We start from the raw sequence: 26,859 nt of genomic DNA, 5'->3' as shown, positions 1-26,859 counted from the left end.
ATGCGTCACACCGGCAGCGGCTCGCCCTGCGGCGCCCCCGTGCCCGAGGCACGGCGCGCCGGATGGACGCCGTTGCGCGCCGTGGACGTCGCGTCGCGATCGAGGATCGCGGCCAGCGCCGCGTTGACCTCCTCGATGCGGCCAAGCTTGGATAGCACCTGCCCCAGACCGCTGAAGGCCTCGGGCAAATCCGGCTGCAGCCTGACCACCTCCCGATAGGCGTTCGCGGCCTCGAAATGGTGACCGAGCGCCTCGCAGGACTGCGCAAGGCAGAGCCACGACTTGTACAGGTCGGGCCTCAGGGTCGTCAGCGTTGTAAACAGGCGCTTCGCCGCCACATGGTCACCTTCGGTCGCGCGCAACTGTCCAAGGCGATGGATCGCGTCGGCGTTCTTCGGCTCGACGTCAAGGATTTGCTTATAACCCAGCGCGGCTTGCGCCAGCTTGTGCGCCTGATGAAGTTCGGTCGCTTCCTTCAGCGCCAGTCCGACCGTTCGTCTATCGATCGTGTTGCCGAGGTTGCGTCCGTCCTTCGTGCCGATCGCGAAGCACCGGATACGGCGTTCCTTTGCGCCGAACGAGTATTTATAGGATTCATTGCCGCGCAGGAAATCGTACTCGGTGAATCCGTTTGCGATCGCGTGCCGTATGGTGTGGGCATGCAGGATCAGGCCGGACGGCGGCCCGTCGAAACTCTCGTCGCGACCGGACATGTAAAACAGCAGCTCCCGCTTGCGGGCGTCGATCAGGATCGCAAGCGCGGCGAGCGGACGGTCGCCCTGCCAGAAGGTCGGCAGATACAGCAAATCGGATTTAAAGCATTGTGTGAGCATCATCCGGTTGGACTTGACCAGCCCGTGGATGTTATCGCCCTTGCGCGGGCCCCACCGCGTTTCCCAGAACTTGAGCAGCGTATCGATATCTCGTTCGATCGTCTCTGACGTTGCTAGGGTGATGCGATACGCGCCATCCGCGTCGACGAGCTTCAACAGGCGCCTGATCTTCTGCCGGGTGTTGGCGCTCAACGTGTCGAGATAGGAATTCCAGTCCGTCGGCAAGGTGACGAACGGACACCGGGCAAGGTCGATGCCGTCATCCTGGACGCGGTTGATTTCCTTGACCTGGAAATTCGCCTTTGAAAAATGCGCCAAGATCAGGCGGAAACGCGCGTCCGAGACACGAAAATTTTCCAGATTCAGGCGCGCCCAATTCATCTGCTTCAGATGACGGGCAAATGCCGGAACCACATGATGTTCCGCCGCGGGGATCGACAGGATGCCGGTGTAGTCAGCGGCGAAATTGCCGGCCATGTTCAGTTCGTTGTGGAAGGGAATATCGCCTGTCTCGAGCCGGATCCGCAGCGGCAGGAAGCCGACATAGGGAGCATCCGCCGCATCAGTCGCCCGGGCCGCCAGGATGATCCACGGCCCCGAGACCTGCACGAGCCAGCCTCGCAGCCATCGCCACGAGAGGAAGAACTGGGCCTCCGGATCCGCGTCATAGACCGCGTTCCAGTTCGCTTCCATCCGCTCGAATGACGGCAATGTCTCAATGACCTCGATACGCACGGCGACCCTCACTCACTGCGTTGGGAATGCGGACGGATCCGATCGCTCCGCCCGGAATCCCTCACCGAAAAAGCCTCATCGCTCGCGGAAAGCCCGCATCATGCTGTCGTGAATCGGCTTCACGATATATTGGAGGAACGTCCGCTCTTGCGTCTTGATGAACACCTCGACGGGCATTCCCGGCGTCGGGCTGAAGTTCGAAATGTTCATCGCCTCGGCCCTGTTGAGCTTGACGCGCACAATGTAAATGTCGGTCGGCCCGACCTGCTGGGACTTGCGCTCGTCGGCGAGCGTGTCCGCCGAGAGGTAGATCACGTCGCCCGAGATCATCGGCGTGACGCGTTGGTTCAGTGCCGTGAGGCGCACCATGGCGTGCTGGCCATGCTTGACGCTGTCGATATCCTGCGGGCGGACCCGCGCCTCGATAATCAACTCCTCCTGGCTCGGCAGAATCTCCATGATGGTCTTGCTGGGTTCGACCACCCCGCCCTGGGTGTGATAGCGCAGCTTGACGACGACGCCTCTGACGGGGGCCGTGATCCGGACGCGATCGAGCACACCCTTTGCGGCCAGAACGCGCTCGCGCACATCGGCCAACTCTCCGCGCACTTCATGCATCTGTTCGACCGCGGTCTTGATTGCAGTCTTGCGTACGCCGTTGATCTGCTCGTTGGAGCGGGCGATACGCTCCTTGGCATCCCCGATCTCGCCGAGGATCCGCCCGACTTCGCCCTCCAGATTGGCCTTGGTCCGCTGCAGCACCAACAACTCCGGCTTGCGGACCAGGCCAGTCTGCAGCAGGTACTTTTTGGTCTGGATCTCGTCGTCGAGCAGCTTGATCTGCTCCCTGACCCCTTCGAGCTGAACCCTGGACCCCTGGATCCGTTCGTTCAACGCGTTGATGCCTTCCACGATGCCGGCAATATCGCTGTTGACGTTGTTCTTGCGGGCAATGAAGGTCAGCCTCTGGCTTTCCAGGATGTCGGCGATCTCCGGATCGCTCGCGGCCTGGAGGATGTCTTCGGGAAAGCGGACCTCCGGCTCTTCGCGCATTTCGGCCTGCAGACGGATGTCCATCGCCGTCAAGCGCGCGCGGCGCAGAATCAACCGGCGCAATTCGGCCTTGGGCGTCGTGTCCTCGAGCTCGACCAACATCTGGCCCGGATCGACGATATCGCCCTCGCGCACAAAGATCGCACGAATCACGCCGCCTTCGAGATGCTGGATGATCTTGTTCTGTCCGGTGGCAACGAACACGCCCGAGGCGACGACCGCGCCCGCAATCGGCGCCATGTTGCCCCACACGCCGAAGCCGGCCACCATGAGCACCATGACGAGAATTCCGGCGATGGTAGGAACGCGCGTCCTGCGCGGAAGCGTTGCGTACCAGGATGCTTCGATCGCTGGTTGCTCCGGCATGACTAGCTGGTTCGACATCGGTGCGTCTCCGCAATTTAACGGGTGGACTCAATCCGAACGGTCGACATCGGCCGCTCCACATTAATTCAGCGCCGGCGGGCCGTCTCCGGACCCGTTCGGCTTGCGGCCGGTGATGAGCGGGATGATCTCGTCGCGCGTCCCGAAGGCCTGGACCGTTCCGCTGTTGATGATCATGATCTTGTCGACGCTCATCAGCAGTGCGGCGCGCTGCGTCACCGTCACGACGGTGATGTGCCGTTCCTTGGCGCGTAACAGCGCCTTGGCCAGCGCGCGCTCGCCATTGGCATCCAGATTGGAATTTGGCTCGTCCAGGACCATCAGCCGCGGATTGCCGTAGAAGGCGCGCGCCAGCCCGATGCGCTGCCGCTGGCCGCCCGACAGCGGGGCCCCGTCCATGCCGACGATGGTCTCATAGCCCTGCGCGAAGCTCGAGATCATCTCGTGGACATCGGCAAGCTCCGCCGCATCGAAGATGTCCTCGTCGCGCGCGCCCTCGCGCATCCGGGCAATATTGGCCTTGATCGAGGCGGGAAAGAGCTGAACGTCCTGGGGGAGGTAGCCGCAGCTTTCGCCGAACTGGCGCGGATCCCAATTCCTGAGATCCATCATGTCGAGCCGTATGCTGCCGGCGGTCGGGATGATCGATCCGACCAGCATGCGCGCCAGCATGGTTTTCCCGGCGCCGGAGTCGCCCACGATCGCAAGTGACTCACCCGGCTGCAGCTGGAAGCTGATGCCGTTCAGGATCACCCTCTTGTTCGGCGGCGGTACGTAGAGAACGCGCTCGACGCTGAGCAGCCCCTGCGGGCGCGGCAGCCGCAACCGTTCGAGGTTCAAGGGCGAGCTCTGCAGCAGCGCCTTCACGCGGCCGTAGGCGGATCGTGCCTGCACGAAATTACGCCAGCCCTCGATGGTGCCTTCGAGGGGGGCGAGCGCGCGGCTGGCCACGATCGAGGCGGCGATGATCATGCCGCCGGTCAGCTGCCCCTCCAGGGCCAACCACGCGCCCCAGCCAAGCATCGCGATCTGGGTCGAGAGACGGAGAAACTTGGACAGGCCGGTCATCAGGATGTTGAGGTCCTGCGCCACGACCTGCTCTTTAAGGGATTCGACGGTTTCGCGGCCCCAGATCTGAACGCCTTCGGGGATCATCCCCATGGCGTTGATCACCTGCGCGTTGCGCGCCATCGCCTCGGCCTGGAGGTTGGCCCGCGTCCCGAACGCGTTCGCCCGCATGAACGGGATCGCCGTGATCTTCTGGTTGAGCAGCGCGACGCCGAACAGCAGCGCGCCGGCTGACAGGACGATCAGGCCAAGGTGTGGATGAATGAGGAAAACGACGGCAAAATAGAGCGGCGCCACCGGCGCATCGAACATCGTGAGCAGCACCGGGCCGGTGATGAAGTTGCGCAGGTTCTGCAGATCCGCGAGCGTCTGGAACTCGCGGCTCGATCCGGCCTGCGCGGCCTTGGCCGCGGCGCTGAGGACCGGGCCGCCCAGCCTCGCTTCGGTGTCGACCGCAACGCGCATCAGGATGATGCGGCGGAGCATGTCCATCACGACATGGGCGGCAATCGCGCCGACCGCGATCATGGTGAGCATCACCAGCGTGTCAGTGCTGCGGCTCGTCAGCACGCGGTCCGACATGTTGAACAGATAGACCGGGATCGCGAGCACCAGCAGGTTGACCATCACCGAGAAAATCCCGACGGTCACCATGTTGCGCCGCGCGCCGGCGAGGCCCTTGTCAAGGACGTCGCGGAATTCGTTGTCACCCGAGCGGCGGTGCAGCGGCTGGGCACCGCCACCGCGTCCGTTGCCACCCCCGCCGCCATTTGGCGCGCCACCGCCACCGCCTCCGCCGGACACGGCGGGTTTGGCCGCACCGTTGCCGGTCGACACCCGACCCGACGCCGGCCGCGCTTCGCTGCGCGGGGCAGGCTGCGTCGTCGTCCTTTCGAGCACGGGCGGTTGGTCCGCCTGCGCGGTGGACACGGTCGCGGAAGCCACAGTCGCCGCACTCGCGGATGCTGTTTCGGGGGGCGCGGGATCCAAAGGTGCGGACCTCCGGCGTTCCTCGGGCGGCGAAGAAGCGACCGATGCACTGCGGTCTTCCGAGCGCTCACGACGGCCTGGGAATGGAAGGACGCTGGCGGACCGGGCTTTGTCGACGTCGTTCTGGATGGCCTGCAGGACCTTGTTGATGCGCTGCTCGTCACCGCCAGTCATCGCCCCGCCCTCCTTCTCAGCCTTTGACCGGCTTGTTCCGCCTAATGCATGACATTCGCCATCGCGTCGTCGTGGTGCAACGGGTGCGCCACCGGATGCGGGTGCGGCTCACCGCTCTGCTTGTCGTCGACGAATGCGATCAACTCGGGCACCAGCGTGTTGGTGTCGTGGACGATCATTTGCTTGCTGTCGGTCGGCAGCAGATTCGCCTGCACCAGGATGGTGTCGTTGTAGGCGTGCCCGCCGACATAGGCCTCGGTAGGGCCCGCAGCCACGATCGCGCCGTAGTTGGTCAGGCTGTTGTGCCCCACCGTCGCCGACAACGTGCCCTTGTCGTTCGGATGAAGCTCGAGCGCCGCATGCGAAGGCGCATGAAGCAGCTGCACGATGAGATTGATGTTCGATACGACGTTGACCTGCCAGAGCGCGTTGATGTCGTAAAAGTCGCCCGTGATGTACAGCACGTTGAATGTGCCGCCCGAGCCCGGGATGAGAGTGCCGTTCGCCGGATCAAGCGACGCATCGCCGTTTCCGAGCGAGCTGACCAGGCCATCCAGCCCCTTGTTCATGGGCAGGAACTTGTCGCCGCCGTAGTCGTGGATCGTCGCCGCATTGAGCAGGGCATTCTGGCCGGCGGCGACGGAATGCGCCGGATCTGTGCCGTACATGTGCTGCGTCACGTCGTTGTAGTTCAGCAGGATGTTGTTCTGGAAAATCACGTTCATGCCGTGATAGGCGCCCGCGACGACGATCAGATCGTAGTGGATCGACCCGTCAAACAGCTGTGCGATGTTTCCCTGCTGGTTCGCCCCGGTGACAATGTCGTAATGATTGTGCCCGCCTTCCTGAACCACGATGTTGTTGTTCATCAGGTAGTTTGTCTGAGTGGCGGTGTGAATGCTGTAGTAATTGCCGTGCACGACATCGACATGCCAGTGCGGGCCGGCGAACGTCGCGTGCACCGAGCTCCAGACGCCGGGATGGTGGATAAAGTCGGCAATGTTGGTGGTGGTGTCGTGACCGACCGCGACATGCGACGCGTGACCGTGCGGGGCGGTGACGTAAGTACCGCCCATTGTCGAGTTGGTCTGGAAGATGGCGTCAGTGTGATAGTAGTTGCCCAGCACGATCATGGTGTGCGCGGACGCGCTGAGATCGACAATCTGGGCGCCGTTGAAGACGTCATTGCTTCCGGCGTCGACCCAAACGCCGAGCCCATGGCCGGTCGCGTGATGGTGCGTCGCTCCCAGGAGCGGATGCGGCGCATCCGGTGCTGGGTTCTGCAGCACGCCGTTCAGGTAATAGCCGGGGGTTACGGAATGCGCAGGAGGCGTCGCCCCCGGCTCGGACTGCTCCTTGTCGAAATGCTGGATGAAGGCGGTGACGCCGGCATTGTCCTGGGGGATCCACCACTGAGTCGGGATCTGGTGATTGGCATTGTCCGCCATCTGCTGGAGCACCAGCTCGGTGTGAACGTTGAGCTGCATCATTTGAGAAGTGACGATCGCGCTAAGATCCGATGTTCCGCAGCCGGCGAGAATGATGTTCGTCTCCGACAGCATGTTCAATTGATGGATCTGGACGAAAGTCTGCTCACCGCCGGGCGCATGGACGACGTCCAGGCGGAAGCCGCCCCCGCCGCCGCCACCGCCGCCCACCGAAATTGGCGGCTGCGGCAGCCTTCCCGCCGCTCCGGAGTCGTCATCGATCGGCGCCGGGAGCAGGGGTTTTACCAGGTGCAGCCTGTCGCCGACGGGATCCTTGACCGCTTCGATCCACGGCGGAGCGATCGGCGCCGTGTGGAATTCGTCGAGATCAGGCGTGACGTCGAAGTTAGGAAGTTTCGTCGCATAGTCGTCCAGCGGCTTCTCATGCGCTGGGTCTTCGTAGACCAGGCGATCCCGGGCAATGTCGTCGATGATGCGGAAATGAGCAACAAAATGCCAAATCAATTCGGTTACGCCGCCGGGTACCATGGGCGCCTCCCGTGCTCAGGGCTCGGAACCGGAAATTAGAACATGCGACTGTTTGCTATCAGAAGTTGCTTACATGTCGGAAAAAACCCGCGCGGCGGAAGCCGCGCGGGTTGATGTCCGGTGTCAACTGCCAAGATTATGGCTGTCGTGGAAATCATGGCCTGCCACATTCATGGTCAGGCTGTTGAACTGGATGTTCGCACCCTGCGTGATGGTCTGATCGAACGCATTCTGGGTCAGGACCGTGTCGGCATGAGCAGCGAGGCCGTTCGCGGTGGTGCCGGCGGTCACGTTGCCCATATGCGAGTCGACCTGCATGTCGCCGCCGTGGGCCTTGGCATCCATCTTGAAGTCGTCACCGCCGCTGCTGAACGAGACGCTCGGATGGTCCACCTTGTTGTCGTTGATCAGATTGTTGATCTGGTTGATGTCGAACGCGTTGCCGCCGCCGTTGATGGTCTGGTAGACCGCCTCGGGGATGACGACCGAACCGGCGACGTTGTGGAGATCATGAAGGTCGATGACCGGACTGCTGAGACCGGTGGCCTTGAGATCGAGATCAACCTTGATGTCGACATTGACCTTGTTGTCGACGACGTTCTCGATCTTGTTGTCGACCTTGTTGTCGACGTCGTTCTTGAGCTTGTTGTCGACCTTGTTCTCGTTCTCGTTCTTGTTCTCGTTGGAGCTCTTGTTGTCATTCCAGTTGCCGTTCCAGTTGCCGTTCTTGTTGTCGTTGTCGCTATTCGACTCGAGCGACTGAACAGCAATCTGGCCTTGCGCCTGGCCTTGGCCTTGGCCCTGACCCTGCAGCTGGCCCTGGAGCTGAGCTTGGAGATTGGCCTGCGCCTGCTTCTGGTCTTGGTCTTGGTCCTGATCTTGGTTCTGATTTTGCTTCGGCTTCCAACCCATGATGCACTCCTGCGACAGTTGAGAGCATCGTCGCCACAGGAGATCGCTGATCTTCTACGTCTGCGATCACCCAAGCTTCCGATGCGGTGAACGTCGGATTTCCCGACTGCGATCCCCCCGCAATTTTTTGCGGGACTCCGCATCATCAGCGTTGCGCGTCTAAAAGTCGCGGACTAGCCACAACTGTGGGTAGCGATCGCCCTTTCTGGATTAACCCGGAATGGCTATTCGGTTGCGGTCGCAACGGCCTTGCTGCGCTGTCCGGTCGGCCACTCCCAATCCTTCCGGCGCGCCTCTCGAACGAGGCAGCTGTTCCCCGACAGGTCGGACATCACGCGTCGCTCGGGGGATGGCACGAAGCCAAATTGGACAGCTTCCCCGCATCGCCGCATAGCAATACAGGAGCTGAGGCAAAACGTGGGAGGCGAGCCAACCATAGGCGAGTTGTCCACCGAAAGCGTAGTCCGGCGCGTCCCGAGGCACGGGCGACTGCAGCGTCCGATCAGCTCGAGGGCTTTTCGATCGAACGCACATGACTTTCGAGCCGGGGCAGGAAATCCCAGATCTCGCGGTTGATGCGCGTCATATCCTTCGTGGCCTTGATCATGCTCTTCAGCCGGGCGTCGTCCATCGGCTTCCTCTCGCCGAACGAAAGGCTGTCCTTGCTTTGAACAATTCGCATCGATTGGGTGTGCGTGATCTGGCCGCTGGCGTCGACGACATACATGCAGTGATTGAACTCGTTGCGGACAACGGTCACTTCGTTGAAGCGGTCGATGATCTTCGAAAGCGCCTTGTCCAGGGCCTTGTCCCTTATCGTGATCTTGGCAAGGCGCTGGATCAGGTCGAGGCGCGCACGCGTCGTGTTGAGGGTCGCAAAGGTGAGCGCCGCGGACTCCACGTCCACTCGCATCAGGATCATGAGGACGTAGATGAACAGGCTTTCATTGTTGGACCAGCTCGAAACCAGGTTTCCGATCAGCGCCAGGATCATCGTCCGGCGGTCGGCCGTCGACGGCGCCAGTGCTGCGATAGCGTCGAAGTCGGGCTTCGGCGGAAGGCGGCTGGGCGGCATGGCTGTGGTCCTGTCTGATTGCGAGGGGCGCGAGGCCTGCCACGCAGCGCTGCGCTCCGACGTGAAGTCACTGACGTGCAAATCGCCTCAAATATACGATCCGGGGAACTAGCCAGCAAGGCGACAAAGCGCTTACATTACGTTGCATTAGCCATCGGCAAGGAATGCCGGCATGTGGCGTTGGGCACGCGAACTGTCGAGGACGCGCAGGGCCCGCAGGGCTGCGGTCGCCGCGATCGCTCCGATCGTGGAAGGAAGTCGGTATCGTCTCGGCGGGATACCCGACCTGGCGTGGTCCGATCCCTACATCATCGGTTTCATCGTGATGCTGATCAGCATCATCGCGCGCGTGGAGAGCGGCAGGATCGCCGGAAACTCGCTAAATCTCGTTCAGCGCGGAGTGTGGGAAGACATCACCGCAATGACGCCCGACGCGATGGCCGAAGACCTGCTCGCGTTCACCGCGGACCGCAATGGGGATTTCGAGCTGGGCTGCCGCAACGCGGCAACCTTCAGCTTAATCCTATTTGGCGCGCAATCCCTCGTCGACGGCGTAGGCATGGATTACGCGGAGCAGGTGCGCGATCCGTTCGAAGCCGACTTCGCACAATCGCACGCGCAACGTGAGGACGTGTCGTCGGCATGGAGGCAATTCTTCGACGCGCATATTTCGGAAAGCTCAAGTCAGGGCGAGCTGCATCAATTCGACTAGCTCTAAATGAGGTAGACACTTGGGCTGAGGCTGCAGGAAGAAATCGGCCGATGCGCGTCGCGCACGCAGCGCTTTCTTATCGTCGACAAATGCGCTGACCGATTGCCATTTGGCGAGACGGTCGCGCGCAGCGTCGACCTCTCCACAAGAGAAGAATATTCTCCAAAGATCAGTATGGGTGGCTGCACACCCAGGTAACACTGCAGCAGAAGGCGCTGCGGGACGGCACCACCAAGACCGCGCGCGTGGTTCAGGTGATCTATCAGTCCCGGAAGGGCTTTGTCGGGCAGGACAGCTTCCACCTATCGCCGCATCTCGGGCGATCCCACCGATCCCGACAACAACCAGGAATACACCATTGCAGTCACCGTCAGCTCGATGGTGAAGAGCGGGGGAGATTTGAGTGCAATTTGTTCCGGCGCCAATAGCCATTCTTCCGTCGACCTTCGACCGATGACAGAAGGAGAATTCCATCATCAGTCAGGGATATGTCGTCCGGGCCGCGTGGCCCCGCGACGTCCGCTCTTCAAGGGATTGTGTTGCAAAACTCGGTGGATTTTGTGGACGAAGGCCAGCCGCGAGTTTTGGCCGTCGCCTTGTGTCCCGCTCCCCAGTAAGGGGAGTTCGGAGCTTTACGCATCGACGGCAGCGCCTGACGCAGAACCTAGCGAAGAACTCATGATGCGCGAAAACCGCCGCGTCAAAATGGCGGTCCAAATCAACGTTCACGAAAAGACCGAAGCGACGACGTGGTTCTTGAATGGAAGAGATGACGTTCGGTCGTCTTACTATATGGAGGACCCTGCGACCGCGTTCGATATTCAGGGCCTGGAGCTCGATTGGGTGGGAGTTTGCTGCGATGCCGATTTTCGGTCGGTCGACGGCAGGTGGCAGTTCTATCGGTTTTCCGGCACGCGCTGGCAGAACGTCAATGACGATAACCGTAGCCATCCAATGGCAAGCTCACGACATCCGCAGCGATGCTGCGTTACGTCACAGCTTTGCTCGGCATCTCCTCGGCTTCTTCTTTCGCTAACAGCAACAGCATCTCAATCCCCATTTCACCTTCCTGAGGTGACCTGATGAATTTGATTTCCTCTGCACGTTCTTGAAGTGCCACAATCACCGCGAGAGCTTGGTTAGCGGTCGGTGCTTCAGTTGCCGAGATGCCCTCTCGTTGGTTCTTCGGTACAAAGCCGATGGTGTAGGACATTGCTCCCTCCCTGCCGAACGTTAGCCCGCTAGTACATCGCAAGAATGCCATGATTTCTACGGCACCCTGCCTTCACCGATACGGCGCAATCTCCCGCGTCTCGGTCAACTGGATCAAGTGCGGCTCGGGCGGCGCGTAACGGCCTTTTGCAGCATGATCGGCATTTCAGGGACGCTCAAGCGAATAGACAACAGCCCGGCCTCTCATAACTTGGTCCCCAAGCCTCCCATCAGTTTTGCCTCGTCAGATGCTTCAGCATGATGTTGCACGCTTCCTCGGCCTCGGTGAACGTTTTGAAGGGCGAGCTGCCGATCTTGATCGCGCCACTAGTCTGATAAAGGGGTCGCCATGACGCCACATAGCCGGGCTGCCCGTGAAAGCCGGCGCCGGCGGGGCTCTCGAAGGTGATCACGAACGAAAGGCCGTCGCTGCTTGTGCTCCAGATTTCCATGTCCTCGACGGCACGGTGGAATTGCAGGGCCATCAGCAAAGGTGCTCCGTAGATCGTTAACCGAACATCAAGGTGTTTCCAAGCGCAACATTCCCCCGGGGGATAGAGATTCCCTTCACGGAGTACTCCGTTTGTATCGGGAAGATCATCCCGACTTAGTTGAAGCTCGTTGTCTCGGGTACGACACGCATCAACGGTCGCCCTGGACATTGTTGCGGCCGAAGTCAACGCCGATCCACGAGCTTGAGCGGCACATGCGGTGCCGGGACCGCTCGGAAGTGCGGGTCTATCCCTACAAGCGCAGCCATCTGGTCGCGCTGCGGACGATAAAGATTTCGGCGAGCGAGCTGGTGGCCGGGTCAGTGGTGAAAGTTCATCCGAAAATACCGCTCTCGCTGTTGCATTCACGCAACCCCCTTTCTCCTCCGCAGCGATAGTCTTCATTCGGATCGGAGGTGGCGCATGTTCGACGTGTACCTAAACCATAAGCGTGATCTGCTGGTCGTGAGACAGGGATCGTCGATACCTCTAAGTGGTACGTCAGGGAGGTGGCGCAAAACAAAGCGCAAGGTGGTCCGCGTCAGCGACGAGATCAGGTCGGCCGTTCAGAGGCAGGGTTATTACATGCGGAAGCTGAGCGAGTTGAAGAAGAATCACCACCCGTCGGTCAAGGGCTACCAACCCGCTCAACGAGCCGTTCCGGCGTTGCTGTGAGCGGCTGCGACCCGATCTCAGGATGGCCCAACAGCAACCATGTGAAGATCCCCGCTACCAGGACTCCTGCACTCGTAAGCAGAACGTCTCGCTTCATGTCGGATTACCTCCCCGCCAACGAAGAGGCCGCTGGCGCTGGGCAGCGGCCTCCCGGCCCGGACTTGAAAATCTCTTCGAGATAAAATCCTGCCCCGGGACCGCTCTTATCAAGCGCCGGCACGATGCCTTTGTGGAGTCGGAATGCTGGTTGCGCTAAAGGGAACAATTATGACGTTGCGGCTGAGCCACAGATGACGTGTGCAGTCAAAGGGACGCGGTTTCTGTCGAGGTACTAAGGTGCGCTGGCGCCAGCAGCGCTGAGGGGCGCCATGTTCAACGAATGGAATATGTGGGATTGGGCCTTCGTGGCGCCTTGCCGTGGCAATCTGGCTCGGCGCGTTGAGCGTCAAGCTCGGAGTCGAGCACTATCGAGCTACGCACGGCGCGACGGAGTTCAGCAGTTCGCAGCGATCCAAATAGCTAAACCTACTTGCGCCTTCCTCCTGCCTCCGCTTGGAGGTTCCCGGCGCGGGAGATGGCAAAGCAGACCTCAGGCTGGGCCCGGGAATTCGACGATCCGATCGTGCTGCCGAATGGCCGACGGCTTGTCCTGCTCCGCGACGCGGCAAATTACATCACCGATCTGCCGCGAGCTGAGGCCGAGTTGCGAGAGTGGCAAGCGGCCATTGAGGCTCTACCACCATTACGGCAGCGCGGTCGATCAGTGTATCGATCTTCGCACTGATGCTGTCGCCAAGATTCACCACATCGGCAGCGGTGACCGGCACGAAGCCGGCAGCTTCCGCGAGCGGAAACACGTTCTCTCGATAAAAAGGCAGCACATCCAGTGGCGTTGCGAATAAGCAAAGCCGCGTCATGGCGTCACGTGGGAGCAGGAACTGCTCCAACGGCTTTTCCTCGGTAGCCTTTAGTGTTGGGCCCGCATGCTCGCGGCGGTATTCGCGCAGTTCGGCGAAAGCTTCAGCGAGAACGATGCCATAGCGCTCGCGGGTGCCCGGTAAATTGACGACCTTGACCCCGCGGCGCTCGAAGCGTGCGATGTCGCCTGGCTTGGCGCCGATCATGATGGCGTAGGCCATGCGGCGAGCCTTGCCAAGGCGACTCCCCACCACGTGCCAGATTTGTCGAAAGTCCGGGTCATCAAGACTGTATCCGATAAATACCGCCGTTTTCGTGATGAGCAGGTTGGAGAGGTAGGTTGCTATCAGCGGATAGTTGGAAAGAAAGCCATCGTAATCGGCCTCGGTCACCACAAGCCGCTTGGGATGCCGTACATCTCCGTGCAATTTGAGCAGCAACGTGCCCGTTGCGCCAAAGTTAATGGAGAGTTGGTCCTCATCCACCACGGGGTGAACTGTGCGGTTGTCCTGCCGCTCCAAGTCATATTGCTTTTCCAGCAAGAAATCGAAATTCGTTGTGCAGATGATATCGAACGGAAGGCTGCAGAATTCCTTATGCGCGGGACCCGGTTGAACGCGATCGAGATGCAGCAGTTCGGCGAGCCGTTCTATGAGTCGAGTTCGGCCGAACTCGTGCTCGTAAGCCGAGATACCGTCGAGGACGCTTGTTGGGGAATAGTCTTGAAGCTCGTCAGCGAAACTCTTACCTAGCTCATGCCACAGCGGCATTTTGACAGACGGCGGCAGCTTGGCGTTGAGCGACATACCCGCGCCAACAACGGGTAGCCAACGACCATTCACGAGGTCTTCTAGAAGGGGCTTCGGGAAATGAGCGAGATACTTGGGTGCCACTCTTAACTCAGGGTTTATATCCGTGGGGAGGGTATCCCATAAGGCGATAAGGCTGGGCTCGAATCAAGGCCCGATGCAGGGCAATCCCGCCCTACTTGGGTTCGTTCGCCGGGTCATGGGTGACATACGCCGAGCATAAGACCGTAGAAGGTCCATGTTCGTTGTTGGTCCCAAAGCGGACATCCCTTATTCGGACAGCCGGTCGGCTTTGACAAATTGCTGGCATGACTGCTGCTCCGAGAGGGGCGGACGAGGGATGGGGGTGGTCATTTCCTTAGGGACCCGCGGCTCGCGGACCGGCCTCACTCTCACTCAGGGATTTTTGCTGATTCCGCTCGATGTCGCCCACCGTTCCGGAATGATCTCGCCCACCGTTCCGATTTGATGTCGCCCACCATTCCGAGATGATCTCGCCCACCATTCCGGGATGATGTCGCCCGGGGTGACGAGGCCTCTTCTGGCTCCGCTACGGTCCCGCCTTTCGGCTTTGCGAAGGGGGACCTGGATGCCGACGGAGAGGTTTGCGATGCGCCATGTGCGCGATGTGATCAGATTGAAGTCGGCCGGGGTGCCGACCCGCGAGATTGCGCGGCGGGTGGGGACGGCGCCTTCGACGGTGCGGTTGACGATCCGCCGGTTCGAGGCGGCGGGGCTGACCTGGCCGTTGCCCGACGACGTCACCCGACACGGTGCTGGAGGCCCGGCCGTTCGCCAGCGCCGGAGCCGGTCCGGGCACCCGGCGGGGCCAGCGGCGGCAGGCCGAGCCGGACTGGGCGGCGGTGCATCGCGAGCTCAAGCGCAAGCACGTGACGCTGTCGATTCTGTGGGAGGAGTACATCGCGGGCGAACCCGGCGGGTATCGCTATTCCCGCTTCTGCGAGCTCTACCGGGCCTGGGAAGGCCGGCTGTCGGTGACGATGCGCCAGTCGCATGCCGCCGGCGACAAGCTGTTCGTCGACTATGCCGGCGACGGCGTGCCGGTGGTGGTCGACCGGTTCACCGGCGAACGGCGCACCGCGCAGATCTTCGTCGCGGTGCTCGGCGCATCGAGCTTCACCTACGCGCAGGCGACCTGGACGCAGGGGCTCGCCGACTGGATCAGCGGCCATGTCGGCGCCTTCGAGGCAAGGGTAGCAATGGGCCAACATGGGACATTCGAAACGAAGAGGCCGCCGACTGTGTCGGCCTCTGTCCGAATGTTTCTGCCTTGTGCCGAGCGGTGTAGGCCGCGATCGCGGTTGCTCAATCCGAACGCGACGGACTGCCGTTACAACTCGACGGGCTTCGGAAGCATTCGTTTAACGCTGAAAATGGGAAGCTGTCTCGTTTTTGTTCTATCCGGTCTAAAATGGCCCGTTCTCTACGGGGTCCGAGGATGTCCATTCGAAGTTTCCTCAAGCAGAGGGCGGTCGAAGTCGTTGTGAGCGGTAACTATGTGCTGCCGAACTGGTACGACCAGAGCGGCAAGCTGCGCAACTTCGCCTGCCGGACCAGCCGCGTGTCGCCGTTCCGGATGATCGTCGACGTGCCTGTTGTGGGCAGGATTGGCGACACAGTCTCCTGCTACTTCGCCGACTTCGGAAAGCTCAGCGGCGCGATCGCCGATGCGGACGCGGAGAGCTTCCTGATCGAGATGTCGATGACGGCGGAAAACCGCAGGAAGATCTCGGACCAGCTCACCTGGCTGGAGAAGAAGCAGAAGGATCCCAGCGCCAAGGACGCGAGAAAGGATGCGCGCATCATCCCGGTCGTCCCGCATTCGACGATCACCCTGGCGGACGGCAGCTTCCACCGCTGCTTTGTCATCAACGTGTCAGTCTCTGGCGTCGCCGTGTCCGCCGACCTGCAGCCGCCGGTCGGAACGCCGTTGGCGGTCGGCGCCTGCGTCGGACGCGTCGTGAGAACATTGCCGGACGGGTTCGCCGTCCGGTTTGTCGAGCTGCAGAAACGGCACGAGGTCGAGCGATTGGTCACCCGGAGGGGGCTGAACCTCGATCTCGACGTCGACGGGCCGCGCCGCGTGGCATAACCCGGCCAGGGGATGACGCTGGAAGCGTTCGAGGGCACTCGGGCACTCGCCCACGCACGCGAGCGCGATCTTCAACAAAAATTTCCATCAAGGCCGGAGAATTCCGCTTAGTCCCCGAGAGCGCCGCAAAAAGCGGACATGCCAATATCGACGTGATGGGCCAACAGCAGGCCATGCGCCGGAGAAAAAGTTCAAGAATGTCAATCCTGACAAGCGGGACTTCTCGTGAATGACTTTCTCCATTGGTCTATTTGGTGCCAGCGTATTGCACCGATCGCATGGCCTAGCCAAAAGGCCTTTTCCACCTGATCGTGACTGAGTTCAAGCAGAGTCGAATAATGAGTGACTTCTTCGGCTATCTTGGTACCTACGATTTTTTCCGCGACCGTCGTTGAAGGAAACCACTCAGTTTGCAGCGCTTCACTAAGATCCGGCTCTTGAGCACGCACAAAAAGCGGCTTTGGTAACGGGCCGTGAGGGCCTTCACCACTTAGCAGACTGTGGATCAGTCGGTCTTGAAACGCATACGCGATGTCCTGGCTACGCGTAAGCAATTCCCACACGCTGACGGTGTTCGGCAAGGCGCCCGAGACAACTTCAGCGCTAGCGTCCGAAATAATAAGGTAGTCCGGCTTTGGCGCTAGATCGGACCGTTCAGTAATATTCAGAAATTTCTCAAGACCCGTGTAGCCTAAGTTCTCCACCACGCCACCATCGACCAACCTGCGGTCGGTAACGCCGGAACCGGAGTCATCCGCCGGCCAAGCAATGTTTTTCGGCTGGAATACTCCCGGAAAGGCGCCCGAAGCGGCAACGATATCGGCGATGCGGGTGTTATCGAGTTGCGGAAAGGCTGCACTTCTTCCCTTGAAAAACACTTCGCGCGCATTTGATGGCCGCTCGAGGTCACTTGCATTCACCAAAAGCTGCGGGCTCGTGGTCGTATCTGCCAAGACTTTGTTTCCAAAAAAAGCGCGGCTGAAGAAGCTTGCATAGGTCTCGCCGCTGATCGACTGACCCGACCAGTTGCCAATCTGTCGCCAATTTGAAAGTACCTCATCGGGAAGTCCAGGTTGCTGACGTTGTAGCCTTTCCTTGAACAGACGGGGCGTGTAGCCAAGCCCGTAGTACGCTCCGATGATCGAGCCACCTGAAACGGTCGCTAGGTACCGGATTGGTACACATTTTTCGTCAAGGGCTGCCAGTACGCCAGCATGAATCATTGCTGCGCGATATCCTCCACCTGATAACGCGACTGCGATTGTGAGTGGCCTGTGATCCCCGGTCTGCCAGCCGGGTTGCTTGGACCATTCGGCGCGCTTCATCAATTCTGCTTTTCGGGCAGCTTCAAGGTTAGCGTCCGAGGGCATGCCATTGAATATCGGTTTGACGTACGTAACCGATAAACATGCCAGCGTCCAAGCGATACCAAACGCGACGACGGTCAAACCAACAAACAATGTCACCCATGGTATGGATCTATCCCGAAGGCTCCAAAATGTGGTCGACACCGCAAGGCTCGACAATGCTGCTATTGTGAATACGGCTATGTTTTCGAAGGACCGTAAACGAGAATCCGGCTCCACCTCCACTCTTTGATCAAAGGCGTTCGCCAGGAAGAGCAAAAATAGGAGAGTGCAGATCGCGCCGATCCACGTCGCCAATAACCAATGAGGCATCCCGCGATAGCCGTCTTCTGTGCTGTCCTGAATTAAGCGTTGAAATTTGGCGTGCAATGCAAGGAAAGCCCATACCCACGGAACCCAAAACCATGCTGATGCGCCGAACTGCAGTAGCGCAATCATACCAATTGCGCCGAATAGCAATCTTACCGCTCTAAACTGCCATTCGCGCGGCTGATTGAAGTGCGGGGTGAATTTCGGAAAAAGATACTCGCCTATAAGAGACCGGGCTTTTCTGAGTAGCCGCCGAGCTGCTATCGCACAGCGAATTGCGAGCCTTCGAAAGGGGCCAGTTGTCGTTGAGTCGCTGCGCATCAGTGCCTGGTAAACAACTCCAGCAGTTAGACCTATCGCAGCTAAGAGGATTGTCCTGTACAGACCACTGGTCTGAGCGACAAGCGCGGCCGTGAAAATAATGAGAACGCCCAGAAGGACTTGATACATGTCTTTGCTCCGTGACTCTGAAAGAGTGCTGCGCACTGCCGGTCACTGCAGAATCGATGAGAGCGATCAATTTCTGCTGCTTCATGGGGGCACACTTCGGCAGAGGACAATACCGAACGCAGTCATGAACGCCCTGGCCGAGGCGTCACCGGGCGCGAGTAGAAAGCAATACACGGATCAGAGGAGGCCGGTTTAGCTGTGCCGCACGGACGGCTCGCGGCCACCCAGCCGCTCCGACGCCCATTCACTCTAATGAAATCGCGTCGTCTCATGCAGCGAGCTCGAAGGTCAGGTTCAGAGCACCTTGTGGATGATCTTAAAGCATATTGCACCAAAGGGCAGCACCAAAGGTTCTGTGCGCCACCGCAAAATGACCGCTCTGGGTCCAAACTGCGACTTGGCGGGGAGGGCAGCTTCTAGAGCCAAGCGGACTTAGCGCGGTGCAGCTGCTTGCGATCCTGGCGTGCGCCCAGGTTAGCCCACACGGGGCCTTTGGCCGACTTCTTCAATAACCTCTGATTTGCGAACGCGCACGCACGCACGGCAGCCGTTTGCATCGGTCTGCAGCTCAGGCCTATTCGCAGGTCGGCTACCGGAGGAAATGCTGACACGCGTGGCCCATGCTGGGCACTTCCGTTTGTGGGCCCGGAGCGGACATATGTCGGATCGAAATCCCGCAGTGCAGCGGTCTTCTGCCGCGTGATGTGCTATCGTGATTGGACAGACCGCCCGCCCGCGTCGTCGGTTGCGGCGCCTGTTAGTGGTTGCGTCTTGCTGTAGCGAGGAGCCCTGCTGTAGGATCGAAGGACAACCAATGAAGAAGCGAATATCTTGATCTTAGGCCTTCGTACGAGCCCCAAAACGTCGGGCTCGTAATCGTTGCTGAATCTCCACCAGCAACTGGGCTGTATTTTCATGACTCCAAAGGAAAGCCTACCGCGTCTCGTCCCACGTAAGCGAACGGAATTCGTTCCCCGAGAGGCGCGGTACAAGGAACAGAAACTTGCGAAGGCCGAGGCGCGGAGCTTCTCAACGCAATCTGGCCGTAGAGCAATATCAAAGGCTAGCTGGTGACTCTGCGATGGCTCCAAAGGGTCTTAGTTTGGATCAGGTTTATGCGGCGGGTCGACGAACGGCGGCATATTTTGGGGCCGCAGGCGCGATACTTGTATGCTCTTTGGTCGCGTTAGTCCTCCCGCCGTTTAACCTAGATACCCCTCGCGTCTGGTACACGCTGAGCCTCGCTCTTGTCATAGCGCTCACTCGGATTGCTATCGTCCGTCGGACAGAAGCTCTCCGCGACGACCGGACGAGTGACGCAGTGGCAGCCGGGGCTCTCGTCCTGTTTAGCTTTGTGCTCTTGGGCGGAGTGGTTAGTCCCTACATCACCTCGTTATGGCTTGGCCTGCCCGTCGCAATCCTAGGGCTGTTGGCGGCCTTCGTTATTTACGCCCTCATCGCGCAAGGCTGGGACTCTCCAGCCCGAACGGCCGCAGTCGCCGTTGGAACTACTGTTGCAATCGTTGGAGCCGCCTGGCTTTGCGTTGCGGCTTTAGGGTTTGCCATTGACATCGTTCGTCTCGGCCAAACTGGCGAGGGATGGCCGCGCAACGAAGCTGTTCTTCATCAACGTCAGGCGGCCTTGGACGAATGGGACAAGCTTGGCGCACCGACCGTCGCAGTGACTGTGTCGGGTGGCGGCTATCGCGCTGCGGCCTTCCACGCAGGCGTGCTGTCGCTGCTTGAAGAGGCCGGGATCCCGATACGCCTCTTGTCTACTGTGTCTGGCGGTTCGATCGTTGGAGGCGCATATGCGATTGGGTGGACCCCGCAGGCCTTCATCGCACGCTTGAAAGAACGGCCGCGGATCGTCGACGATTTTATGAACCCATTCGCAGCGTACTCTCTTCTATTGGGAGCGGCGGGCACAGGCGACGTATTGAACTATCATCTGTCCCGGGTCTTCTTTGGGCTCACTGGCATTGAGGACACTGGCCCGCCCTTGATAGTCATCAATACGACCGAATTTAGATCCGGTGAACGGATAAGTTTTTGGCCCGGTGATGGAAGGCCAGTTCTGAACAAACCTTTAAAATTGGGAACGGCGGTTGCGGCTTCTGCAGCCTTTCCGGGTGCGTTTAGTCCGATTAAGGTCGACGGCATCTCCTATTATATGGATGGCGGGGTACGCGAGAACCTCGGACTTGAGGGGCTTGAGCAATTTCTGAATGAGCGCCGCGCCGCGCCGACTCCTCGTATATTACTAATTTCAGATGCGACGGCTGGGCTTACGGTCCCCTACGTCGATCAACGGCCGTCGCTTTCTGCGGCGGCCTTTCGTGCAATGGATATTCTTTACGCCGATCACTATCAGGAAGAAATTGACAGATATATGGAAGCTGGCGTAGCGATCGAAGCCAAACGACGGGCTGAAGCGAAAAAGCAAGACCAAATATTCTTTGGCATTCCTGATCTGCGGCCCACACCGGTGCCGGCCGATACGTTCTGGCGACGCCGTGATGGCGATGTTCGCGTATTTTTGTTTAGTCTATCCCGCCAGGTCACGGCGGACGAAGACGTGAGCGCTTTGCTTCGGTATGCGGCAGCCCTCGACACTCTGGAAGAGCTCTCCGAAGATGATCTTGAAATTGCATTCTGGGCCGGACGGTGGATTGCCAACAGTCAGCTTGAGAGTCTCTGTGGGTCGGTAGGGCCTGGGCGCTGCCGTTCGGTCGGCAAAATCATGATGCCTTCGACCCGCCTCCAAGAACTCGCTCGGCAGGTGCTGATGAGGCGGGGTTTGGAGCAATAAGGTGGCCATATCCATCAGGGCATCCGACCGTGGCTGCGCCGGTCTTGGGAAACGGCATGGGGCCCCGAGCGGCGGCGCTGGCCGTATTGATTGTCACAGACCAATCGGTGCAATCCAAACGCGCCGCTCTGCTGCACCTGCTCACGGCGGCTCATGGCCCCTTCGCGGACCTGCCGATGGGCGGCGCTGATGTCTGGTTCTGAGGTCAATGCGGACGTTGCGCGCTTGGGTGCGCGCGGTGGGCTCTCGAGGACTCGCCTTGTTCGCCCAATGGCCGAGTTCTTCCATAACAAGGGATCTGCGACTCCTATTTGTAGAACCCCGTTAGGAAGGTCACACCTCTCCTCATTAGACATGTCACTTTTTCCCAGGCGCGGTGCCTTGGGAGTTTGGTGTGATGACGGTGCTGTCGATGAGCCGGACGGAGATCGACCGGATGAGCGTGTTGCGGGATCTGGCAGCGGGCAGGATCAAGGTGACGGAAGCCGCGACGCTGATGAAATCGAACCGGACGCAGCAACGACGAGACGGAAATGCCGAGGGCTTTATTGGGCCGTCCGGAAGCCGACGGCGTTGAGCCCGCGATGTCGGCGAAAAAATCCGACTTCCAGTAATAGCGGCGGCCGAACGGCTGGCCGGAATCGAGCATGGTCTGATGCGTGCGCGATGAACGGCCTTCATCGTGATCGTGTCGGCAGCCTTTGCGACATATTGCATCGCCGCAAGACCTCGGTCGCGAACGGGGGCAGAGCGGAAGTTGACGGATAGCCGAGTGTCGCGCAGAGCGACGCTCGTGACCCAACTCGGACATGGGCAGAAGGACCACTAGCCTCGCGTAAGAACAATATCGAAATTCAAGACACGATGTTCCGGCCGGTCTTCCAATGAAGCCAGCGTTGCGACTAGCAGATCCGGATACAGCGCGGACACCAATAGCCTGTCGCAGGCATTGAGCGGTTCGCCGGGAAAATACATCTGCGTAACGAGCCGCTCGAATTGGCCATGGACCTCAAAGTGAATATGAGGTGGCCGTATCCAGTCTGGACCTGCTGGGTAAGCGCCGGGCTTTACGGTCTTGATCCGATAAACGCCGTCCCCATTCGACCGAATACAGACGCAACCGACGAAGTTCGGGTCGAGCGGCGCAGGGTTGGAGTCGTTGCAATGCGCATAGCGGCCAAAGGTATTGGCCTGCCACACCGTGAGTTTTGCCCCCCGGACAGGTTTGCCATCAAGATTGAGAATACGCCCGGTGACTTCGATAACTTCCCCTTGCGCAAGCCCATCGGCTCCCTTGATTGCAGTCAGGTCGTCCTGCGTGGCCGGCCTGCGCCCGGTCGGAAAGTAGGGACCTAGAATCTGGTCCGGCGTCCGATGCCTCCTATCACTCTTGCGCATTCCTTGCCTCAAGGCCGGGCTCGTTGGGGTATTCACGACACGCGTCAATCCTCTGGCGAAAAGCCGGACGCCTGAACAATCGGCCCCCACCGGTCAAAATCGGATTTGATCAGCTGCGCAAATTCTCCGGGTGTGCCGCTAACGGCGTTAACCGAAAGCTTGGCCAAGCCGGTTTTGAAAATGTCGGCGTTCACCACCGCTCGGATCGCGTCATTGAGGTGGTTCACGTCTTCGACTGGCGTCTTTGCCGGAAGGAGAACGCCGAACCACTCCTCGGCCTCAAGCGCCGGGTACCCGGCCTCCCTGACCGTCGGTACGTCGGGAAGCGGCAGGCTACGCTTCGGTCCGGTTGTTGCCAGCGCCCGAATGCCTCCAGACTGCACGTGCGGAAGCGCGGTGCCGATGGGATAGATTGTTGCGGCGATTCGACCGCCGAGAAGGTCCTGAATTCCGTTCGGGCCTCCGTATGGCAGATGCACGAATTCGAAACCGCCGGCCTTGGCCAGCCTCACGCCGGTAAAATGCAGCATCGATCCTGCAGCAGCCGTGCCGTACGTCGCCTGCTGGGGATTGGCCAGGCACCATTTCACGAAATCGGCCAGCGTCCTTACATTGGCCGGCACCATCGGACCCACTGTGATCAGAAACGGAAAGGAGCAGACCGTCGTGATCGGCGTGAAATCCTTTAACGCATCGTAGCCAAGCGTTTTGTAGACGTGTGGGAATACGACGACCATGGAAGCGGGGGTCAGTACCATGACCGAACCGTCGGCGGGGCTGTTTTTCAGCGCGCCAAGCGCGAGTCGGCCGCCTGCTCCGGGACGGTTGTCCACGATGAACGAAGACGAGTAGCCCTTCATCCCCTCGACAAGCATTCTCGCAATCACGTCGATCGCGCCCCCAGCACCGAAACCCACCAGCATGCGCGAAGCGGAGTGCCCGGTCTGGGCGTCTGCCATGCGCATCACATCGGGCAACACGGTGAGGCCACCTGCGCATGTCAGCAATAAAAGGCGTCGTTTCGTGATCATGTGACCCTCCTTAAACGAACTCTCGTTGTCCGGCGGATGATCGTCGGTTCGCACTGTCAACTCTGGTCGGCTCGACCATTATCTGGTAGTCCTAAAATCGCGACATCCCTGTAACTATGAGGTTAAGGCTTACATGGATTGGTCAGACCGAATTGGCAGTCGCATCAAGCTGCGCGACCTTCACATCCTCATGGCGATCGCCGGTACCGGCAGTATGGCGAAGGCGGCCGCTAAGCTGAGAATTTCCCATCCCGCCATCTCCAAGACGATCTCCGATATGGAAGGTACACTTGGAGTGCGGTTGCTGGATCGCGGATCACAGGGCGCCGAACTGACGGCCTATGGAGAGGTGCTGCTTCGATGCGGCATAAATATCTTCGACGAAATGCGGCAGGGGCTTCGTTCGCTCGAACATTTGTCTGATCCAAACTCGGGCGAAGTTAGGCTTGGATGTACCGAAATTGTCATACACAGCCTGGCACCGACCATCGTGCGGAGATTTTCGCAGAACTATCCCGGCGTTCAGCTTGACGTGAAGCTCACAAATCCAGGCGAATATCAAATCCTGGAATTGCGAGAGCGTAAAATTGATCTGCTGATCACGCGAGCCACGGGACAGCGCCTGGAAGACGACTTCCATTCCGAGGTCTTGTTCGATGAACCTTTTGTCTTCGTTGTGGGAGCGCAGAGCGAATTTGCGCGCAAACGCCGAGTTGCTCTCAAGGATATCATCAAAAGCAACTGGGTCTTGCCATCCTACGACAGCGCTCCAGGCGTCCTCATCGCCGGGGTATTTCGAGCTAATGACTTTCAACCGCCGAGGCCAGCTATCAAAACCGTGTCTATCCAGCTCACAAAATCGCTTATTGCGAGCGGGGAATTTGTTGGAATTCTTCCGACATCCGTCGCAACGCTCGACGCTCATCAAGCAGCTTTGAAGGTTCTCCCGTTTAAATCCTCTGGTCCTCGAATTACGGCGGAGATCGTATTTTTGAAGAATCGGACGCTGAGCCCGGCGGTAGAGTTGTTTATCAATTGCGCGCGGGAAGTCGCGAGATCGCTTGTTCGATCGCCCGGAGCGTGAAGCAATCCGGGTGTTCCCTAATTCAGCAATTCACCGGCTAGATCGCCTGCCTCGTTTTCAGTCTGTATCACTTCTTCCACCCGGCGAATGTCCGTTGGCCCATCGCGACATATTGCGCCGCCACAGGACCTCGGCCGCGAACGGGGCAAAGCGGAAGTTGGCGGACAGCCGAGTGTGGCAGATGGCGACGCTCGTGACCCAGACCTGACATTAGGCCTACCCCCGGGTAGCGTCCTATGCTTTCATATCTCGGACGGATCTACCGATCTCGGGAGGCCGATCTTGATCGGCAATCGTGTGGAGCGGCGGCTTGCTACAATCCTGGCTGCGGATGTTGCCGGCTATAGCCGTCTCATGGCGGTGGACGAGGAAGCGACCCTGGGGACTCTGGACGCGTATCGTCGCACGTTATCAGATCTGATAGGCGAGCACGCTGGACGGATTTTCGGCGGCGCCGGAGACAGCGTGATTGCAGAGTTTAGCAGCCCAGTGCAGGCCGTGCGCTCTGCAGTGGCCATCCAACGCGCGCTTGCTCGTCACAACGCCGATCTTCCCAGCGAGCGGAGGATGGAATTCCGAATTGGCGTCAATTTGGGCGACGTGATGGTGGAGAGCGACAACCTGTTCGGCGACGGAGTGAATGTTGCTGCGCGGTTGGAAGGCGTCGCTGAGCCGGGTGGAATTTGCGTCTCTGGTGCAGTCCGCGATCAGATCGAAGGCAAGCTGAACTTCCCCCTTATGCCGATCGGACAACGATCGTTAAAGAACATCAGTCGCCCGGTTTCGATCTATTCCGTCGACTGGCGGCTCCAGCATCCGGCGGCCACGGGCGTTTTGGGGGGCGAGCTTGCGCTTCCGGACAAACCGTCGATTGCGGTGCTGCCTTTCTCGAACATAAGCGGAGATCCCGAGCAGGAGTATTTCGCGGATGGTATTACAGAAGACATCATCACCGCCCTATCTCATCACCGGTGGTTCTTTGTCATCGCGCGAAATTCGACGTTCGTCTACAAGGGGCGCGCCGTCGACGTGAAGCAGGTCGGTCGCGAGCTTGGCGTGCGATACGTCCTCGAAGGTAGTGTAAGACGGGCCAGTCAGCGGGTCCGGATTACGGCTCAGCTAATCGAAGCGGAAACCGGAAACCACCTGTGGGCCGAGCGGTTCGACCGCGACATGGCCGACATTTTTGCTATCCAGGACGAGATCACACAGAGCGTGGTCGCCGCGATCGAGCCGGAGATGCTGCTGATGGAAGGCAGACGCGCCTTTCGCAAGAGCATCGGCAACTTGGATGCGTTCGACTGCTGCATGCGCGCGATGTGGCATTTTTCACAAATCACGCCCGAGAACTACGACGAGGCCGTTGCTCTGTTGCGGCGGGCGATCAGCCTCGATCCGACTTTCGCCCAGGCACACATGGCGCTTGCACGCACGCTGAACGCCCGGGTTTGGCACGGCTGGACCAGCGATCTCGCGAGCGACGCATCCGAAGCTCATGCGGCTGCGACGCGCTCGGTTACGATCGATGACCGCGATCCCTACTGCCACTACGCGTTGTGCTGGACGAGTTTGGTAAAGCGAATGCACGCGCAGGCGCTTGGGGAGGCGCAGCGTTCGATCGACCTCAACCCGAATTTCGCGCTCGGGTTCTTCGTCCTTGGCCAGGTTCGGGTCTATATCGGGCACTTCAGAGAAGCTCTCGACGCTCTGCTGCGCTTCCTCCGTCTGAGCCCGAACGATCCTCAAGCCGGTGCCTTTCTGGGCACCGTCGCGCTGGCTTATTACCACCAGGAGAACTACGAGGAGGCGGTCCACTATTGTCAGCTTGCGATCGGCACGCGGCGTTTCTACCCGGGGCTCAAGCCCCTTCTCGCAAGCCTTGGCCAACTCGGACGCGTAGAGGAAGCGCGGCCGTTACTGCATGATTTCATCTCGCGGCCGGCGGACCCGCAGCAGCTGTTCGACGTTACGACACCTTACCTTGACATGAAGCACCGGGAACACCTCGTAGACGGCTTGCGTCGTGCGGGCGTAACTAACTTGCGGTGATGCGCATTTATTGGAATGGGGTCGAGCCTCTTGAGGCAAACGCTCTCTGCCACCGGGGAAAGCAGTCGCTCCGAAACGTCAGCCTTGCGCCATGACCGGCAATGTTCGCCAGGTCAGGTTCTGGCCCTTCGCGACCAATTGCACCGCCGCAGGATCTCGGTCGCGAACTGGGCATAGATGGTGTAACGGGCCGCCGGCTGGCCGCGGTGGTTAAGGCGGCGAGAAGGAG

General features: G+C 59.8%; 23 protein-coding genes. 10 read left to right on the top strand and 13 right to left on the bottom strand.

The features are described 5' to 3' along the window. Positions 1-5: 5 nt before the first annotated feature. The 6 genes from ACFFWD_RS29470 to ACFFWD_RS29445 form a co-directional block, all read right to left on the bottom strand. Entirely contained in the window at positions 6-1,568 is a 1,563-nt protein-coding gene (locus ACFFWD_RS29470) for a GNAT family N-acetyltransferase (protein ID WP_376971309.1), read from the bottom strand. A gap of 75 nt (positions 1,569-1,643) precedes the next feature. Then, positions 1,644-3,005, bottom strand: coding sequence for an HlyD family type I secretion periplasmic adaptor subunit (locus ACFFWD_RS29465; RefSeq protein WP_376971307.1), 1,362 nt, complete (start codon positions 3,003-3,005; stop codon positions 1,644-1,646). Positions 3,006-3,068: 63 nt separating this feature from the next. Next, positions 3,069-5,018, bottom strand: coding sequence for a type I secretion system permease/ATPase (locus ACFFWD_RS29460; protein ID WP_376971305.1), 1,950 nt, complete (start codon positions 5,016-5,018; stop codon positions 3,069-3,071). Positions 5,019-5,278: 260 nt separating this feature from the next. Next, entirely contained in the window at positions 5,279-7,213 is a 1,935-nt protein-coding gene (locus ACFFWD_RS29455) for a hypothetical protein (RefSeq protein WP_376971303.1), read from the bottom strand. Between the two features lie 123 nt (positions 7,214-7,336). Then, entirely contained in the window at positions 7,337-8,125 is a 789-nt protein-coding gene (locus tag ACFFWD_RS29450; protein ID WP_376971301.1) for a hypothetical protein, read from the bottom strand. Between the two features lie 502 nt (positions 8,126-8,627). After that, a complete protein-coding gene (locus tag ACFFWD_RS29445) occupies positions 8,628-9,200 on the bottom strand; it encodes a hypothetical protein (RefSeq protein ID WP_376971299.1) in 573 nt (190 codons plus the stop codon). 325 nt (positions 9,201-9,525) lie between these two features. Between ACFFWD_RS29445 and ACFFWD_RS29440 the strand changes: the two genes are divergently transcribed. Next, positions 9,526-9,912, top strand: coding sequence for a hypothetical protein (locus ACFFWD_RS29440; protein ID WP_376971297.1), 387 nt, complete (start codon positions 9,526-9,528; stop codon positions 9,910-9,912). 378 nt (positions 9,913-10,290) lie between these two features. Further along, positions 10,291-10,995, top strand: a complete 705-nt coding sequence (locus ACFFWD_RS29435) for a DNA/RNA helicase domain-containing protein (protein WP_376971342.1) — start codon at positions 10,291-10,293, stop codon at positions 10,993-10,995. On the opposite strand, the gene ACFFWD_RS29430 is transcribed toward ACFFWD_RS29435, so the two are convergent. Then, complete coding sequence (locus ACFFWD_RS29430; RefSeq protein ID WP_376971295.1) at positions 10,901-11,125, bottom strand: hypothetical protein; 225 nt, start codon at positions 11,123-11,125, stop codon at positions 10,901-10,903. The genes ACFFWD_RS29435 and ACFFWD_RS29430 overlap by 95 nt on opposite strands. A 229-nt stretch (positions 11,126-11,354) precedes the next feature. Continuing rightward, on the bottom strand, positions 11,355-11,609 hold the full coding sequence (locus ACFFWD_RS29425) for a hypothetical protein (protein ID WP_376971293.1): 255 nt from the start codon (positions 11,607-11,609) through the stop codon (positions 11,355-11,357). Between the two features lie 429 nt (positions 11,610-12,038). On the opposite strand from ACFFWD_RS29425, the gene ACFFWD_RS29420 reads away from it, so the two are divergent. Beyond that, positions 12,039-12,290 carry a hypothetical protein gene (locus ACFFWD_RS29420; protein WP_376971291.1) on the top strand — a complete coding sequence of 84 codons (252 nt, stop codon included), beginning with the start codon at positions 12,039-12,041 and terminating at the stop codon, positions 12,288-12,290. A 674-nt stretch (positions 12,291-12,964) separates the two neighbouring features. On the opposite strand, the gene ACFFWD_RS29415 is transcribed toward ACFFWD_RS29420, so the two are convergent. After that, positions 12,965-14,101 carry an SIR2 family protein gene (locus ACFFWD_RS29415; RefSeq protein ID WP_376971289.1) on the bottom strand — a complete coding sequence of 379 codons (1,137 nt, stop codon included), beginning with the start codon at positions 14,099-14,101 and terminating at the stop codon, positions 12,965-12,967. 312 nt (positions 14,102-14,413) lie between these two features. Beyond that, positions 14,414-14,782, bottom strand: a complete 369-nt coding sequence (locus tag ACFFWD_RS29410) for a hypothetical protein (RefSeq protein ID WP_376971346.1) — start codon at positions 14,780-14,782, stop codon at positions 14,414-14,416. Between ACFFWD_RS29410 and ACFFWD_RS29405 the strand changes: the two genes are divergently transcribed. Then, positions 14,670-15,326 (top strand): hypothetical protein, encoded by a 657-nt coding sequence (locus ACFFWD_RS29405; protein WP_512699840.1) that lies wholly within the window; start codon positions 14,670-14,672, stop codon positions 15,324-15,326. The genes ACFFWD_RS29410 and ACFFWD_RS29405 overlap by 113 nt on opposite strands. 150 nt (positions 15,327-15,476) lie before the next feature. Continuing rightward, a complete protein-coding gene (locus ACFFWD_RS29400; protein WP_376971287.1) occupies positions 15,477-16,130 on the top strand; it encodes a PilZ domain-containing protein in 654 nt (217 codons plus the stop codon). Positions 16,131-16,330: 200 nt separating this feature from the next. On the opposite strand, the gene ACFFWD_RS29395 is transcribed toward ACFFWD_RS29400, so the two are convergent. Beyond that, positions 16,331-18,256, bottom strand: a complete 1,926-nt coding sequence (locus ACFFWD_RS29395; protein ID WP_376971285.1) for a patatin-like phospholipase family protein — start codon at positions 18,254-18,256, stop codon at positions 16,331-16,333. Positions 18,257-19,577: 1,321 nt separating this feature from the next. Here ACFFWD_RS29395 and ACFFWD_RS29390 point away from each other — a divergent pair. The 3 genes from ACFFWD_RS29390 to ACFFWD_RS29380 all read left to right on the top strand — a co-directional run bounded on the left by ACFFWD_RS29390 (position 19,578) and on the right by ACFFWD_RS29380 (position 21,645). After that, positions 19,578-21,068 carry a patatin-like phospholipase family protein gene (locus ACFFWD_RS29390; RefSeq protein ID WP_376971283.1) on the top strand — a complete coding sequence of 497 codons (1,491 nt, stop codon included), beginning with the start codon at positions 19,578-19,580 and terminating at the stop codon, positions 21,066-21,068. Between the two features lie 29 nt (positions 21,069-21,097). Continuing rightward, the gene (locus ACFFWD_RS29385) at positions 21,098-21,271 is read left to right on the top strand and encodes a hypothetical protein (protein WP_376971281.1); all 174 of its coding nucleotides are present in this window, start codon (positions 21,098-21,100) and stop codon (positions 21,269-21,271) included. 194 nt (positions 21,272-21,465) lie between these two features. Continuing rightward, positions 21,466-21,645: a hypothetical protein gene (locus ACFFWD_RS29380; protein WP_376971279.1), complete on the top strand. Its 180-nt coding sequence runs from the start codon at positions 21,466-21,468 to the stop codon at positions 21,643-21,645. A gap of 248 nt (positions 21,646-21,893) precedes the next feature. On the opposite strand, the gene ACFFWD_RS29375 is transcribed toward ACFFWD_RS29380, so the two are convergent. Further along, the gene (locus tag ACFFWD_RS29375) at positions 21,894-22,466 is read right to left on the bottom strand and encodes a dioxygenase family protein (RefSeq protein ID WP_376971277.1); all 573 of its coding nucleotides are present in this window, start codon (positions 22,464-22,466) and stop codon (positions 21,894-21,896) included. Positions 22,467-22,510: 44 nt separating this feature from the next. Further along, a complete protein-coding gene (locus ACFFWD_RS29370; protein WP_376971275.1) occupies positions 22,511-23,497 on the bottom strand; it encodes a tripartite tricarboxylate transporter substrate-binding protein in 987 nt (328 codons plus the stop codon). A gap of 133 nt (positions 23,498-23,630) precedes the next feature. Here ACFFWD_RS29370 and ACFFWD_RS29365 point away from each other — a divergent pair, with 133 nt between their 5' ends. Both ACFFWD_RS29365 and ACFFWD_RS29360 read left to right on the top strand, forming a co-directional pair. Then, on the top strand, positions 23,631-24,581 hold the full coding sequence (locus tag ACFFWD_RS29365; RefSeq protein ID WP_376971273.1) for a LysR family transcriptional regulator: 951 nt from the start codon (positions 23,631-23,633) through the stop codon (positions 24,579-24,581). A gap of 282 nt (positions 24,582-24,863) precedes the next feature. Next, positions 24,864-26,630, top strand: coding sequence for an adenylate/guanylate cyclase domain-containing protein (locus ACFFWD_RS29360; RefSeq protein ID WP_376971271.1), 1,767 nt, complete (start codon positions 24,864-24,866; stop codon positions 26,628-26,630). Positions 26,631-26,859: the final 229 nt, after the last annotated feature.

Origin of the sequence: Bradyrhizobium erythrophlei, assembly GCF_042430365.1 — a bacterium.
Classification (GTDB): Bacteria; Pseudomonadota; Alphaproteobacteria; order Rhizobiales; family Xanthobacteraceae; genus Bradyrhizobium; species Bradyrhizobium erythrophlei.
Note: the sequence above shows the minus strand (reverse complement) of the source record. Positions and strands in the feature narration are given on the sequence as shown.

Excerpts from the sequence above, each read along its gene's own strand:
- ACFFWD_RS29465 (WP_376971307.1), bottom strand. The coding sequence starts at position 3,005 with ATGTCGAACCAGCTAGTCATGCCGGAGCAACCAGCGATCGAAGCATCC.
- ACFFWD_RS29455 (WP_376971303.1), bottom strand. The coding sequence starts at position 7,213 with ATGGTACCCGGCGGCGTAACCGAATTGATTTGGCATTTTGTTGCTCAT.
- ACFFWD_RS29450 (WP_376971301.1), bottom strand. The coding sequence starts at position 8,125 with ATGGGTTGGAAGCCGAAGCAAAATCAGAACCAAGATCAGGACCAAGAC.
- ACFFWD_RS29445 (WP_376971299.1), bottom strand. The coding sequence starts at position 9,200 with ATGCCGCCCAGCCGCCTTCCGCCGAAGCCCGACTTCGACGCTATCGCA.
- ACFFWD_RS29440 (WP_376971297.1), top strand. The coding sequence starts at position 9,526 with ATGCTGATCAGCATCATCGCGCGCGTGGAGAGCGGCAGGATCGCCGGA.
- ACFFWD_RS29435 (WP_376971342.1), top strand. The coding sequence starts at position 10,291 with ATGGTGAAGAGCGGGGGAGATTTGAGTGCAATTTGTTCCGGCGCCAAT.
- ACFFWD_RS29430 (WP_376971295.1), bottom strand. The coding sequence starts at position 11,125 with ATGTCCTACACCATCGGCTTTGTACCGAAGAACCAACGAGAGGGCATC.
- ACFFWD_RS29425 (WP_376971293.1), bottom strand. The coding sequence starts at position 11,609 with ATGGCCCTGCAATTCCACCGTGCCGTCGAGGACATGGAAATCTGGAGC.
- ACFFWD_RS29420 (WP_376971291.1), top strand. The coding sequence starts at position 12,039 with ATGTTCGACGTGTACCTAAACCATAAGCGTGATCTGCTGGTCGTGAGA.
- ACFFWD_RS29400 (WP_376971287.1), top strand. The coding sequence starts at position 15,477 with ATGTCCATTCGAAGTTTCCTCAAGCAGAGGGCGGTCGAAGTCGTTGTG.
- ACFFWD_RS29395 (WP_376971285.1), bottom strand. The coding sequence starts at position 18,256 with ATGTATCAAGTCCTTCTGGGCGTTCTCATTATTTTCACGGCCGCGCTT.
- ACFFWD_RS29380 (WP_376971279.1), top strand. The coding sequence starts at position 21,466 with ATGACGGTGCTGTCGATGAGCCGGACGGAGATCGACCGGATGAGCGTG.
- ACFFWD_RS29375 (WP_376971277.1), bottom strand. The coding sequence starts at position 22,466 with ATGCGCAAGAGTGATAGGAGGCATCGGACGCCGGACCAGATTCTAGGT.
- ACFFWD_RS29370 (WP_376971275.1), bottom strand. The coding sequence starts at position 23,497 with ATGATCACGAAACGACGCCTTTTATTGCTGACATGCGCAGGTGGCCTC.
- ACFFWD_RS29365 (WP_376971273.1), top strand. The coding sequence starts at position 23,631 with ATGGATTGGTCAGACCGAATTGGCAGTCGCATCAAGCTGCGCGACCTT.